Below are 13,097 nucleotides of genomic sequence, written 5' to 3' on the forward strand. Positions count from 1 at the left end.
TGTGGAGTTTGAAGAGTTTGAGACCCACTTGGCTGCTACTCGCGCCAAACGTGCCGCTCTGAGAAGTCCCGAAGGCTTTGAAGTCTTCGAGGGTCGAACGGCTTCCGAAGATGACCTCCGTGCAGCTGAAGACGCTCTCCATGTACAGCTCCCTGATGCTTACAAGGAATTCATGAAGCGGCACGGCGGAGGGATGTTCCTCTTCCTTGACTTGCTGCCGATCACTGGATCCGCCGGTCAGGAAGACGATTTGCTGACCGTGAACCTTCAGGAGTTTGTCGGCGTCGACTTCGTCGCTGTTGCCCCGGTCGGCACAGGAGACTGGTGGGGGTTCTCGGTGATTTCGGGCCGCTGTGCGGACCAGGTCAGTTTCTGGGATCACGAGGATGGGCGAGTTCAGTTCGAGGCCGAAAATTTCCTCGATTTCCTGGCGCGTGAGGGACTTCGTGTAGGGAGATAACTCACCAGGTGCCGCAAGTGGCCCCCGTCGGACTGGACGGGGGCCACTTATGTTGTGTGACATCAGCGGACGACACCTGCTACGGGTGAGTCGTCAGGGCCGTCGTCGGTCCGGTCGAGGGCACGGCTCCCACCCGGCCCCGGGATTTTCGACAACCTGCCGCATGTCGTCCGGGTGGGGCAGCCCGCCCGGACCCCGCCCCACCACCCGCCCGGCCTCGCGCAGAAGGCGTCCTGCGCTTCCTCGCCGCCGCCCGCAGCATCGGCCTCCTGCACCACCGGCCACGGCGGTTCCGGCACCACCACCTCGCCGGGCCCGGCCGGAAGCCCGGCCTCGACGTACCAGGCGATCATTCTGCAGCGGTGGACAGGCATGAACGCGTCCTGGCGGAGCGCCATCGAGTCCTCGGCTCCGATCACCCGGACACTCTGGCCAGCAGACAGGGAATGGATACCTGCCGGGCGGAGCAGGAGCGAGGACGGCCAACGACATCGCGTTCCGCTCGCAGACAGGGCCGGGGAAGGGCCGGCTCCTGAGCACTGTCGTGCGCCCTATCTCACAGGGACCGGCAGGTGCAGAAGGCGGCCCCGGTCATGACCTCGCAGCGTTGCGCAAGAGTGAGAAGAAGCACCGTGCCGGTCAGTGCTGTGAGCTCTGGAGACCTTCGAATGCACGGGTTGGTTCCGCTAAGGCATCAAGGCAGTCGCCTCCTGGGGCAGCGTCACGTCCGCCTTCGCTGTTTTCGACGCTGCGCCGGTAGTTGCTCTCGTGCGCCAAACACACGTTGAGGAGGCTTGCGGTTCTTGCACTGCCCCTTCTGCAGGCACCCCGACAGCCGTGTGGTCGACAGTCGTACGACCGACGACGGCACCTCCATCCGCAGGCGCCGCCAGTGCCTCGAGGAAGCGGTGGGGGCCACCGGAAGCGCCGAGCTGACCACCCACGACGTGGGTCTGGCCATACTCGGCCCGTTGCAGGAGCTAGACCTCGTCGCCTATCTGCGATTCGCCTCCTCCTAACGGGCGTTCGACTCGCTCGAGGACTTCGAGGCCCTGCAGTGGCGTCCGTCAAACAGGTGCCTCTGTCCGAGGCTGTGGTCCAGCCTTCGCGCTCCACCGCCCTTCCCGCACGCGACCCACCGCGCGCTGCTCCAAGGAGAGATTCGCATGTCCATGCTTGTTCTGCTCGTACTGCTGCTCCTAGTCGTCGTCGTGGTACTGCTCGCCAGCGGAGCTGCCTACCTGGTGCACCGTCATCCGTCCTGGCGGCACCCGCTTGCCGCCGCATTCCGCGCGGTGATGGTCATGGGCACTCTGATCGGCGTCATCCTGGCCCGGTGAACTGATGCACCCGGCCGAGAGTAGGGCGCGCGCCGGCCCGGCCGAACCACCGGGGTAGGCCCCCCCTTGCGCGCAGGGCTTGGGACGCCATCTGGGCCAGCGGCCAGCTATACGCCTCCTCCGGGTTGCTTCTCGCTGCGCTGTACTGCGCGCCGCTGACCCCGACGCCGGCCGGGCTGCGCCTGCACAATCTCGGCACTTACCTGCTGGAGACCAAGCCGCACACCCGCACCCTGGTCATCGAGATCACCCCCACCAGGCCAGCGCCGGCGAAAGGCATCGACTACCTTCGGCTCGGCCGGGTCCACCTCTGGCATGTGTAGTCGAATCGGCCAACGAAGGCGCGTCCCGGCGTCCGGTCAACCCGGTGATCCGTCGAGTCGAATTTCGAACCAGACGACCTTGCCGCCGACCAGACGGCTGACCCCCCATCGGTCGGCCAGTTGGTTGACGACGTGCAGGCCGCGACCGCCTTCTCCCATGCTCCGCACCTGAAGTCGGCGTGGCATGTCGGTTGATCTGTCCTGTACTTCGCAGCGCAACACGTGCGTGCGCAGCAAGCGCACCTCGATCGGCTCGACGATTGTCGGTGTTGCGTTGACAGCGTTGGTTACGAGCTCGCTGACCAGCAGCTCGACGATGTCCGACATGTGCTCGAGGCCCCACTGATCAACTGCTTGACGGGTGAGCTGCCGCCCCTCGCGCGGTGCTGTGCGTGTGTTGCCGATGGACCACTGGGCCACATCACTTGCAGTGAGGCCCTCAAAGCGGGCGGCGAGCAGCGCGATGTCGTCATCCCGGTCGCCCGGACCAAGCATGTTCAAGACCTCGTCGCACAGGGCCTCCAGCGGAGGCGAGTGTTCGCGCCCCGTGAGCCGCGCGGTTTCGGTTACTCGCTCCCGGAGCTGCTCGATGCCCGTCCAGACGTCCTTGAGTCGTGACTCGACCAGGCCGTCCGTGTAGAGCACCAGTGTCGAGCCCGCCGGTGCGCCGAGTTCCACGGCTTCGAAGTCCACCCCGCCGACGCCGATGGGGGCGCCGGGTGGCACCCGCATCACCTCGGCTCGGCCGCCCAGATGCAGCAGTACGGGTGGCGGGTGGCCAGCGCTGGCCATGGTGATGCGGTGGGTGACCGGGTCGTAGACGGCGTACAGGCAGGTCGCGATGCGGTCGGTGCCTAGGCGCTGCGCCTGTTCGTCGAGGTGGTGCAGCACCTCCTGCGGGGGCAGGTCGAGCCCGGCCAGGGTCTGGGCGGTCGTGCGCAGCTGGCCCATGATCGCCGCCGAGGTCATGGAGTGGCCCATGACGTCTCCGACGACGAGTGCGACCCGGCTGCCGGGCAGGGGGATGGCGTCGTACCAGTCGCCGCCGACACGCGCGGTGTCGGCGGCCGGAAGGTACCGGGACGCCAATCGGATACCGGGCGGACTGGGCAGGGTCTCGGGCAGCATGCTGCGCTGCAGCTCATCTGCGATATAGGCTTCGCGTCCGTAGAGCACGGCTTTGTCGATACCTAAGGCAGTCTGAGTGGCCAGCTGGGCACCAACCTGCAGATCCTCCGGCTCGAAAGCGGCCCGCTCAGCGCGGCGCAGGAAGACGGCAGCGCCGACAACTCTGCGTCGCCCCCGGAGCGGTGCCAGGATGACCCGCGAGCCATGAGGCACGTCGAAATCGTCGCCGAGCAGCTCGCACAGCGCATCGCGAGTCGCAGGGTCACCGAAGACCGGGCGTACCCCCCGAAGCACCTGCAAAAGAGCGCCGTCGGAGCGCACGGCGGACATTGCCGCTGGCGTGACAAGGTCATGAGCGAATTCGACAGCGCCGGGATTCGGCAGGCCCCCCCCGAAGACGGTTGGCTCGCTGGGCAGTCGATCGACGCGTCGCAGCCTCAAACGAAGCGGCCCGGCTGGACGTTCGTCTCCGATAGGCAGAGGGTCACGCAGGTAGATCAGGATCAAGTCCGCGAACGCAGGCACCGTGGCCCGGCACAGAGCGAGCACAATCTCGTCCAGGTCCATGCCTCGTGCAATTCGGCGGGCTGCTGCGCCAACGAACCGCATCCGATCGCCATGACGAAGAACCACCTCGGCCCCGGGGTAGTGGCTGTTGTTCGGAGTTGTTCCGAACAACTCTCCCTCGGAAGAAGCCTCGACATCTGCAGGGTCGCTCATGAGTACGGCGTGTGGAGGCATGGGCCCGACGTCCACCGGTTGGGGGTACTCGGCACCGAGTTCGCTGGCGATCTCCTCAACAGCTTCGTGTTCGCGGTCGAGGACCTCCCGCGCCTTCTGAAGGGTGGCATCCACCTGGTCGAGCTTGCTGTCCGCATCGGCATGGAAGGGGATCTGCTGAGGCAGCGTGATGGCGCGCGATCCGCTGTCCCCACCTGCGGGGTTCAGGTCACGGAGGCCGCGGACTTCGGACTCCAAGTACTGGATACGGCGGGCCGCCAGGTCAGCCAAAGCCTGGGCACGCTCCCGTTCGGCTTCCGCGCGCGCGAGCTGTAGCCGCAGGTCATCCCGCTGCGTCGTGGCGCGCATCAGCCGCGTGTGAGTGGAGTCGATCTCCCGGCTCAAGGCATCAGGAGTTACCTGGAGCGACTCAAGATGGCGGGAAAGCTCGCCGACCTGCGCCTGGGCCTGCCCGAGTAGCGCGAACAGCACGGTGGCCACCTGCAGTGACTGGTTGCGGGCTCGTTCGCTTGCTTCGTAGGCCTTGCGGACACGGTTGAGTTCTTCAAGCGCGCCAATCGCCCGTTCCTGGGCTTGGAGAAGCTCGCGTGCAGGCACGGCAGGTTCGCCATCGGCGCTGATGATCGTCGGGCGCTCCTCTGCGGCCCTCCAAAGGGCCCGCAGTGTCTCCAGGCGCTGGCCCGTCGAGGTCTGAGACTCGTCTGGGAAACAAATGTCCGCGACCGCCTCGACTGTATCCCACGTCAGGCCAACGCCAGCAAGACGTTCGCGTAGCTTCCGCTCATCAGGCACCGTCTTGTCGGCGAAGTGGTCCGGCGTCAGCGTCGCGTGCAACCCCCTGACGGTGATGGCAGCCTCGTCCAGCCAGCTGCGAACGATGTCGACTATGTCGTTGATCTCCTGGCAGGGCCCCTTAGGGGGACTCCATGGTCGCCCCGGTCGCTTCCTCCCAGTCACACCGAAGACCCCCTCAGACCAGAGTTATCGCGGACAACCCAGCGTTGTCGGCCGAACAACATCCAACCGGCACACGACGCCTCCTCGCAGGTAGATCCTCGAATCCGCTAGCCGCCGGCTTTCAGCGGGAACGCTTGCGGACTGAACATGAGGAGACACCGTCCATGAACATCCTCGTCGAAGCTCTCCCAGAGCTCCTCGGCGCGCTGGGCTCGGCTGGAGTAATCAGTGCCCTGGCGTGGGGCATCGGCCGCTGGTGTGGCAGCCGGGAGGCTGCTGCGATGCCTAAGCCGCGTGCGAGGCCAGAGCCGGATACGGAATACCAGACGGTCCGCCGCTACACGCTGCTGGGCACGGAGGCTGGGGAGGGAACGCCGATACAGGTGATGAGCACCCGGCCTGCCGGGGCCGTTCTGGTCTGGCCGGTCAAAGGTCGGCGAGAGCGGTTCGAACTGACAGACGTTCGACTCTTCGATGGCACATTCGCGGCCGAGCCGGTCGACCGGTTCGAGAAAGTCCGCTGAAGATCCGGGGGCCCCAACCAGCTCGGTTGCGGCTCCTGAGCGAGGGCCAGGTCCGAATGCGACCGCATGCTCGAGGAGCAGTCCGCCCGCGAGCGCTCGGCGTTGTGCGAGCAGGGCCGGACGCGGCCCGGCAAGAGGAAGGCCGTGTCGCACCAGCGGCACCCCCGCCTGGGCCGTTGCTTCGCTGATTCTTGCCCAGGCCGAGGCACCCGACATTCCCCAGGACGCCGCCCAGCGAGCCACGACGTCCTCGACCCACCTACCCCCGGCCCGGCCAGAAGCCGCCCGCGCGCTGAGCCCATCGCTTAATCTCGCCTGAGGTGGGGGTGGGCATGGAGCAGGTGGTTTCCGAATCCGTCTCGTACGTCGGTGTGTGTCCGGACTGCGGTGCGCAGTTGGAGTGTCGGGGGACGCAGGCTCTCGCCGGCGGCCGCTTGCGGTGGGACGTCGAGTCATCGTGTTCCGGCTGTGGAGGTGCGGCAGCGGTGTGCGGTGGCACGGTGCCGGGCGAGCGGCGGGACCAGATGCTCTCCGAGCACGGACCCGCGCGGCTGCACGTGAGCGGTCCGTCGGCCAAGGTTGTTGCGATGATGCGGGTGCTGCGGGCTGAGTGCGGCATCGACCTGACGACTGCTAAGGCCGTGGCCCATCGCGTGGTGACCGGTGAGTACGAAGGGACTCTTCCGGAGATGGAGCACCTGGCACGCAAGCCGAGGAAGGCCGGCATCACCGCCGCAGCAACGCGCAAATGCCGTTCCCAGACCGGGCACCGGCCTACTGTCCACCCCGGAAGCGGATAGCCCATAGTGGACCGACACCAACACAACTAGAACGCAAGATCGTGACGACCGCGCACACCGAAACCTCCACCGAGCGCGTCCCGGGGCGGGCCTGGACGGTCCGGCTCACCGGCTACGCCGACCGCTCCGCGACCGTCTCCTGCAGCAACACGGCCTGCAAGATGCCTGCCAGGTTTAAGGACCTGGCGGCCTTGCGCAGGTTCGCCTCCCAGCACGCCGCCGCCCATGCGAAGGCCGCCAGCCCCCGCCCCCACGCTTGGTGCCGCTGTGGCTCCACAGGCTGCGAGGCCCACCCGGACACCCCGACGCACTGCGCCGGCGCCATGGCCCTCATCCTGCGGCACGACCCCACCGTGGGCCGCGTCTGGAACATCGAAGAAGTTTGCGCGGCCTGCGCCCCGCTGCTTACGCACACCACCGTCGTCGCCCGCGCGGCCAGGCCAGGGCGGCCAAGCGCACAGCCCCCCGCGTCAGTACCGGCCGCCCGGCCGGGCGTTCCCGGTGGCTTCTCCTCGCCCGCCGCCGGACCCGACGACCGCCCGGCCGCGCCCGCCCGGCGCTCCCGACGGGCCGCGCAGCGCCCCCAGCGCGGAAGCTCGGGCCGGCAACGCTGAACCCGCTCGACGGGCACAGGACAGCTGCCGCTACCGCGGCACGGCGTTCCGAAAGGCACCGGCGGCCCTGCGGAAGCCGCCTGGTTGTCCGGCCGGCGGCGTGCGCTTGGATGACCGGGTGGACCACACCTGGACTCCGGCGAAGTCCTCGGCGCGTAGACGCTTCTCACTCACGCGCTCGACGTCGAGGGAGACGGCGCCCTGCAAAGCGGGCAGCCGCTGACCGTGCACACCACCGCAATCCTGCTCGCTTTCGGCGCCGACCCCCGGCTGCCCGATCCGGCCGGGGACACCCTATGGGCATGGCCGAGAAGTACGATCACCAGCCGGCGATCAAGCTGCTGACGCAGCACCTCGCCCGGCAACCCACGTGAGGGGGCGCCTGGAGCCCGATCTGCTGACCACCACTGAGCAGTGTGGGAGCTACTCGAAGCAGACGGTCGTCACCGCGGTGCGTCGGGCGGCTGCGGCGCGGGTGCGGGCGCTGTCGGTGTGGTGGATGCCGTAGCGGGCGAAATCGAGGCTTATCAGGTCGCGGTGGAGGCGGCGTATCCGCAGGGACAGGTCGAGGTGGAGGCGGGGGCGCTTGTCGCGGACTTCAGCGACGGTGCGGGGGTTGATGTCCAGGCGCAGGACGAGTGTGGTGGCGGGCCATCCGGCACGAGCCAGGTCGGCCAGCAGGCGGGCTGCCTCCGCGGAGTCGGTCAGGCAAGGAGCGCCCGGGCTGCGGCGTGCGGGAAGCAGGATGCCGAGGATGGCGTCGGCGGAAGTACGGGCAATGTCCCGGGCCATGGTGTTTTGCATGGAGGTCCGGAGCACGCGGCGGACCAGGGTCAAGGAGAGGCCGGCCCGGTCGGCGATGTCCTGCGCGGACATGCCCCACTCGCGCAGCCGGACAGCCAACTGTGCGGCGGCATGCGGCGGGACACGGGCGGACAGCCCACGCGCGCGGTCCTCATCGCGCTGGCGGCGGGTGCGCAAGGCTTGCCTGGCGGCACTCGGCGCGGGTGCAGCCGTAGTCGGCGCACGAAGCCTGGCCGTGACGGACCAACGACCGCCGCGGCCGGCGCTGCCGCGCGGCCGGCACGGCGACGGGAGCAAAGTGCTCTGCGGACATGGCCATTCCTGCTGCGAGTTCGATGTGGTGCCTGCTGAAGCGGTGACCTCGTCTCTCCGAAGGCCTTCCAGCGGCCTTCGGAGATCACTTCGACGGCTCCGTCGGCCACCTTGATGGCGGTCTGTTCGTCGATCGCATAGGCCGGACCCGCGACCTGGGCCGCCCATCGTTGCGCGGCGGCCATGGTGTTCTCCGGACACGCCGGATGATCCAGGTGCGGAAAGATCGAAAAATCGACCACGCCCAGCGCGCTGTCGCCGCCGGCGGGCGGTCTCCAGCCCACGAAGTCCTCCCCGACGCGGGGGGTCATCACCATGCTCCCGGCGCTGAGTCCCACGTAGACCGTGTCGGACAGCGAGGGCAGGAGGTCAGTCAGCCCGGACTCCCGCATCCAGTGGCACAGGTACAGTGCGTCGCCGCCGTTGACCAGCAGGACGTCGGCTTCCCGCACCCAGGACACCCAGCGCGCGGTGTCGATGCTGGGCAGTGCGGTGAGTTCCAGCACGCCCACCGACTTCCACCCCAGCTCGGTCATGGGGCTGGGGGATCGTCCACTGATGAAGCGCCATGGGCCGCCCGGATCGGCGTCGGGGGCACCGTACCCGGCGGTGGGGATGCACAAGGCGCTGGACTCGGCGATCGGCTTTCCCAGAAGGTCGACCAGCGCATCGTGGATGCTCGCGTTCTTGATCCCGGAGTCGGTGAGCAGAAGCTTCATCAGGTCCTTCCCAAACCCTGCGCGGAGGGCAGCACCATCTGTGCCCGCCACCAGGTCACCACGGATCCGGTGCCCGGGCGAACGATCTGCAACAACCGCCGCCCCTCGTCGTCATCGATGACCTCACAAGCCGGCCCGTTCCAGGCGGCACCAGGACCCGGCTCCCTGCCGTGAGGGTTCTGCGGTACTTCAGGTGCCTCCCACGGCCCAACTGCCGTCCTGGGGTACTCCGAAACTGAGGTTCCAGGGCTTGTGCCCGGAGGCGGTGCAATGCGCCCAGAGCCGGATCGGCTCGGTGCGGAACTCGTCTCGCCAGCGTTGCTCTGCGTCCGCGTCCTGATACCAGGAGGGCCGCGGGGACTGTACGACGGCGAGCCGTTGACGGTCGCCGGGCAGGAGGGAGAAGGCGGACACCGCACGGCCGAGCTCATCGGTGTCTTCGACCCGGGGATGGAACTGGTACGGCCCCCAGATGACCTCTGCTCTCTGCTCGGGTGTGGACTCGCCGGTCAATTGGGGGAGGCCGGAGCGGTCGGAGTCGTCCCGGATGGTCACAGCACAACCCCGCCCGCGCATCCTAACGATGACCTGACCGCGGCCCCTGTGGGTTGGGGCCTACTGCGTGGCGCTGGCGAGTTTCGGCACCGCACGGACGCCGACCTGCTCGCCGCTTACCTGGATCGCTACCTGCATCGGCCCGACCTCGCCTACGACCAGCCGACAGCCATGGGTGCCCTGGCATACACCGACTCCGTCCTGCACAGCGACCGGGCCAGCCACTTCCTCCAGGAGGGCGGCCTGTGGCCGCAGTGGTTCCAGGACGCGCTCCACATGCACGGCGATGACGCCATCTCCACCCACCTCGGCGGCATTCGCCTCGCCTGCGCCGTCATCGACGAATGCGCCGACACCTGACCCCATTGGTCTAGTTCGCGTCGAAGGCTCTGGCTCGTCGTCCTTGACGCGGCGACTCTGATGGCGGTAGCTGAGCGGTGAGGCCGCTTGTGTCGGTGGCGGGCTCTAGGCTGCCGCAAACGTGGTCTTGCCCACGCCGTTGCGGCCGATCAGCACATGGATGTTCGTCGGCGGCCATGCACGCGGCGTGACCGAGAACGACAGACGTACCGGCTTCCCGGCGCCCGGGCGCACGTAGTCGAAGTCGTACGCCGTCAGCCAGGGCCCGCCCCGGGCGATGCGCCGAAACTGCCCCTCGATCGTCTGCGGCTCGATGCTGCGCAACAGCGAGGTCTGCGTCACGTCCCAGAGCAAGGCCTCGGCGAAAGCAGCAGGGCTGAGCGCGATGTCGCACAACCCCTCAAGGATCTCCGTCCGCAGCGGCTCGCGGAGCATGCTGATGTTCTCGTAGTAGATGGCGTCCTGTCCGACCGAGAACCAGTACAGCCGCCCATCCACTCCGTCCAGCCGATGGAACTCGCCCTCCTGCAGCGGTCTTCTCTTGCGTACGAGGTCCGCGTAGCCGATCTTGACCAGTCCCAGCTCGTCGACCGATCCGTCGCCGTCGCAGAACCACAACCGGTACAACGTCAGGTAATCATCAGCCGGTCAGGACACTGGCTCCAGCAAGCAAGCCCGCCGCTTGCGCCAGCGTTTGCTGTACTGCCCGTCCTCCGCCCCCAGCACTTGAAGAGCACGTACCCCTCCCCATGAATGGCTTACTGAAGCATCCGCCCTTCGCCCGCGACAAGCAGGCGGCAGACATACAACTCACCCCCGCCGCGGAACCCGGACTCGTTTCCGGCGACCGAGGGCGTGGTCTGCAGGAGGCTGGGCGGAGCCGTCGGCGGAGAGCGTCCGGCATCCGTTGTGTGACGGCCTGCTGCCGACGGGGTGGCTGGTGGTTACTGGTTGGGGTGGACGGCTTGGATGCCGGTGCCGGCGTAGGCCTTGGGTGTGTGAGCGGCCGTGCGCAACCCTGCCTCGGCCTCCTGTGACCGGGTCACGCACCCAGGGGAGCCTGCTCCGGCATCTGGAGCAGGCTTGCCCTGGGTGACCCCTGGGTGCTGTGGCGGGTTACTTGAACCAGTAGCGGACGCCGTGGTGGCGGGAGCAGGTGCCCTGGGAGTGCCGCGAGTACGACAGCGAGGCGTCCTTGCACGTCGCGGTCTCGTACTTGTTCGCGGGCTTCTTGTTATGCGTCCATCCGCACACCCCGGTGGTGTGATGGACGCAGTGGTGAGCGGTGTTGGTCGACGGCAGCGTCGCTGCGGACGCGGCCGGTGCGCTGAAGAAGACGCCCGCGACGGCGATGGCCATGGCTGAGGCGGCAAGACGAGCACGCAAAAGGGATCCCCCCTTGAAGTCGAGCAAATGCAGGGGGACTCTATCCGCCTTTCACCCGCCTATGAGGGCGTTTGGGCACAACTACGCGGAGCGCGCTGATCTTGCTCTTGACGACTTGTGGGAGCGGGCAGCTTCACTGCTGCCGCTCGCTCCCGAGCGGCGCCACCGCGCGGCCGAACTGCCCTGTTCGTGCTGCGGACCGGTGTCGTCTGGGGTGACGTCCTCACGAACACTGTGGTCTGCTCCGGGGTGACGGCCTGGCGACGGCTGCGGGATGGGACTGGGGCCGGCGTCTGGCCACGCCTGAACGCCGCCCTGCCGCCGCCATCACGCTCCGTGTTCGGCTGCGCCACGTCTCGCCCGGCGTTCAGGCTCAGCCCTTACGCGGTTCGTTCACTCACCGGGGCCGCCGGGGTGCTCGTCCAGATCTTCGTCCACCCTGCGCCGCCCGTTCGTCAGCTTCTCCATGGCGCGTCCATGGCGCGCATCCACTGCTGTCCGAAGCCGACGGCTTCCGTCTCGTCGCCGGGGATGTTGAAGATGTCCGGGTCCTTCGCGAGCTGGTCCATGAGCGCCTCGTACAGGTTGTCGAAGAACGGCTCGAGGCAGACCGTGAGCGACTCGGCGAGCTGCCTGGGGGAGGGGTTGATGGCGATGACGTGGTCCAGGAACGGGAACATGCCCCACTCGTCGATCCGCTGCCGCAGCGCGGCTTGTGCCGGGGTGTCCGGCAGGAGCAGTCCGTGCATCACATACAGCGCGTAGAACATACGCAGACCGACCAGCACCTCTCGTGCGCGCACCAGCTCCTCGTCACTTGCCCGCTGCACTCGAGCCACCATGTCCGCGTTCTGCTGGAGCAGCCCCCAGTCCACCTCGGGCACCTCGCCACGCTCGACCGCGCTCAGCATCTGCGCCCAGTCCTCGGCCGTCAGCCCGAACATCCCGGAGGCGGCGAACGCTTCTGCCAGCGCGTCCGCCCCGACCTCCTGGGCTCCCAGGCCGATCGCGGCGGCTACATGCACCATGCTCCTGGCATCCGGCCCCTGTGCCTCGGCGGGCACGTCTTCGCCGGTTTCGAGCGCCGCGCGCACCAGGGCGGGGTTCGCCGCTCCGCGGTATGGCCCCATGAGCCGGCCGGCGGCCGCGTACAGCGCGTCCTGGCCTTCCTCGTCCGCCCCGGCCGCGCTGCGCGCGAACTCCACCAGCCGCTGCGACGCCGAGCGGTGCAGCGCCCACACCAGGGCCTCGCGTACGGCGGACATCGGCGGCTCCGGTACCGGGACCGCCCCTGGCGCCGCCGGTGGCGTGCCGGCCTCGGCGAACCACTCCAGCACGGCCAGCCGCCGGTCACGTCCCTGCCGTAGATGCCGGGCCAGCGCCGCGGCGCTCTCCACCACCAGCGGATCGACCGCGTCGACGACCGATCCGAGGCCCCGCCCGAGCCCCCGGCGCCGATGCCGAGGCACCAGCCCCGTCCGCCGCTAGCTCTCCAACTGGCTTGCCGTCACCGTCAGGTCCCGCGCGGCAAGTGCACGGATGACCCGTTGATCCGCCGGGCTCGCAGCTCCTCGTGTCATGCCCGCCATTAGAACCCCGAGAAGTGCCCTTTTTCGCGGGGTTCCGTCTCTGGCTCACTGGTCTCCAACAGCACCGGCAGCCCGTCAACTCCAAGGAACCAGCCCGGCCATGACCCCTCGCCCCCGTTCCCGCGTCCGCACCCAGGCGGCCACCACCCTCACCACCGTGCTCCTGACCGGCGCCATCACGGCCGGCCTCCACCACCCCGGCCACCTGGTGCGCCTCCTGGTCATCCTCGCGGTCGTGCTGGGCGCTGTCACCGCCATCGCTCGCCCTCGCCGCGGCCTTCGCCCCCACCGTCACCCACCCGCACCGCCGCCCGCACCACCCTCGACCTCCTACTGCGCCTGGCGCCCTGGTACACCCCGCCGAAGAGCTGACAGCACGGGCGAGAGAGCTGCCCGCGCAGGCCCGCGGGCCTGCCGCCACGGATGGGCGCTCCTCGCGGTCCGTGGTGCCGTTCACGAGGACAAAGCGGCCCTGTTGAGGAGCG

At 68.4% G+C, this 13,097-nt stretch carries 12 protein-coding genes and 3 pseudogenes; 6 read left to right on the forward strand and 9 right to left on the reverse strand.

The window, feature by feature from the left end; all coding sequences use genetic code 11:
- Window position 1: 1 nt before the first annotated feature.
- Window positions 2-460, forward strand: a complete 459-nt coding sequence (locus ACZ404_RS30140) for an SMI1/KNR4 family protein (protein ID WP_468445292.1) — start codon at window positions 2-4, stop codon at window positions 458-460.
- A 62-nt stretch (window positions 461-522) separates the two neighbouring features.
- On the opposite strand, the gene ACZ404_RS30145 is transcribed toward ACZ404_RS30140, so the two are convergent.
- The gene (locus ACZ404_RS30145; protein WP_468445294.1) at window positions 523-879 is read right to left on the reverse strand and encodes a hypothetical protein; all 357 of its coding nucleotides are present in this window, start codon (window positions 877-879) and stop codon (window positions 523-525) included.
- Between the two features lie 384 nt (window positions 880-1,263).
- On the opposite strand from ACZ404_RS30145, the pseudogene ACZ404_RS30150 reads away from it, so the two are divergent.
- The 3 genes and pseudogenes from ACZ404_RS30150 to ACZ404_RS30160 form a co-directional block, all read left to right on the forward strand.
- Window positions 1,264-1,476 (forward strand): annotated as a pseudogene (locus ACZ404_RS30150) (NrdR family transcriptional regulator); the annotation flags it as partial.
- 150 nt (window positions 1,477-1,626) lie between these two features.
- Window positions 1,627-1,800, forward strand: a complete 174-nt coding sequence (locus ACZ404_RS30155) for a hypothetical protein (RefSeq protein ID WP_468445296.1) — start codon at window positions 1,627-1,629, stop codon at window positions 1,798-1,800.
- Between the two features lie 125 nt (window positions 1,801-1,925).
- Window positions 1,926-2,123 (forward strand): hypothetical protein, encoded by a 198-nt coding sequence (locus ACZ404_RS30160; RefSeq protein WP_468445298.1) that lies wholly within the window; start codon window positions 1,926-1,928, stop codon window positions 2,121-2,123.
- Window positions 2,124-2,159: 36 nt separating this feature from the next.
- Here the strand turns inward: ACZ404_RS30160 and ACZ404_RS30165 are convergent, their stop codons facing one another.
- Window positions 2,160-3,992, reverse strand: a complete 1,833-nt coding sequence (locus tag ACZ404_RS30165) for a SpoIIE family protein phosphatase (RefSeq protein WP_468445440.1) — start codon at window positions 3,990-3,992, stop codon at window positions 2,160-2,162.
- 1,121 nt (window positions 3,993-5,113) lie between these two features.
- Between ACZ404_RS30165 and ACZ404_RS30170 the strand changes: the two genes are divergently transcribed.
- Window positions 5,114-5,473, forward strand: a complete 360-nt coding sequence (locus tag ACZ404_RS30170) for a hypothetical protein (protein ID WP_468445300.1) — start codon at window positions 5,114-5,116, stop codon at window positions 5,471-5,473.
- Between the two features lie 1,837 nt (window positions 5,474-7,310).
- Here ACZ404_RS30170 and ACZ404_RS30175 read toward each other — a convergent pair.
- From ACZ404_RS30175 to ACZ404_RS30190, 4 genes and pseudogenes are all read right to left on the reverse strand, one after another.
- Window positions 7,311-7,679, reverse strand: coding sequence for a hypothetical protein (locus tag ACZ404_RS30175; protein WP_468445302.1), 369 nt, complete (start codon window positions 7,677-7,679; stop codon window positions 7,311-7,313).
- A gap of 383 nt (window positions 7,680-8,062) precedes the next feature.
- Window positions 8,063-8,722 (reverse strand): annotated as a pseudogene (locus tag ACZ404_RS30180) (Type 1 glutamine amidotransferase-like domain-containing protein); the annotation flags it as partial.
- Window positions 8,723-8,733: 11 nt separating this feature from the next.
- A pseudogene (locus tag ACZ404_RS30185) lies at window positions 8,734-8,841 on the reverse strand (helix-turn-helix domain-containing protein); the annotation flags it as partial.
- Between the two features lie 70 nt (window positions 8,842-8,911).
- Complete coding sequence (locus tag ACZ404_RS30190) at window positions 8,912-9,277, reverse strand: hypothetical protein (RefSeq protein WP_468445448.1); 366 nt, start codon at window positions 9,275-9,277, stop codon at window positions 8,912-8,914.
- Between ACZ404_RS30190 and ACZ404_RS30195 the strand changes: the two genes are divergently transcribed.
- The gene (locus tag ACZ404_RS30195; protein WP_468445304.1) at window positions 9,173-9,637 is read left to right on the forward strand and encodes a DUF6000 family protein; all 465 of its coding nucleotides are present in this window, start codon (window positions 9,173-9,175) and stop codon (window positions 9,635-9,637) included. The genes ACZ404_RS30190 and ACZ404_RS30195 overlap by 105 nt on opposite strands.
- Before the next feature lie 105 nt (window positions 9,638-9,742).
- On the opposite strand, the gene ACZ404_RS30200 is transcribed toward ACZ404_RS30195, so the two are convergent.
- The 3 genes from ACZ404_RS30200 to ACZ404_RS30210 form a co-directional block, all read right to left on the reverse strand.
- On the reverse strand, window positions 9,743-10,264 hold the full coding sequence (locus tag ACZ404_RS30200; protein ID WP_468445306.1) for a hypothetical protein: 522 nt from the start codon (window positions 10,262-10,264) through the stop codon (window positions 9,743-9,745).
- A 489-nt stretch (window positions 10,265-10,753) separates the two neighbouring features.
- The gene (locus ACZ404_RS30205) at window positions 10,754-10,996 is read right to left on the reverse strand and encodes a DUF3761 domain-containing protein (RefSeq protein WP_468445308.1); all 243 of its coding nucleotides are present in this window, start codon (window positions 10,994-10,996) and stop codon (window positions 10,754-10,756) included.
- A 482-nt stretch (window positions 10,997-11,478) separates the two neighbouring features.
- Window positions 11,479-12,492 carry a hypothetical protein gene (locus ACZ404_RS30210; protein ID WP_468445311.1) on the reverse strand — a complete coding sequence of 338 codons (1,014 nt, stop codon included), beginning with the start codon at window positions 12,490-12,492 and terminating at the stop codon, window positions 11,479-11,481.
- Window positions 12,493-13,097: the final 605 nt, after the last annotated feature.

The organism is Streptomyces sp. NPDC030798 (assembly GCF_055572275.1).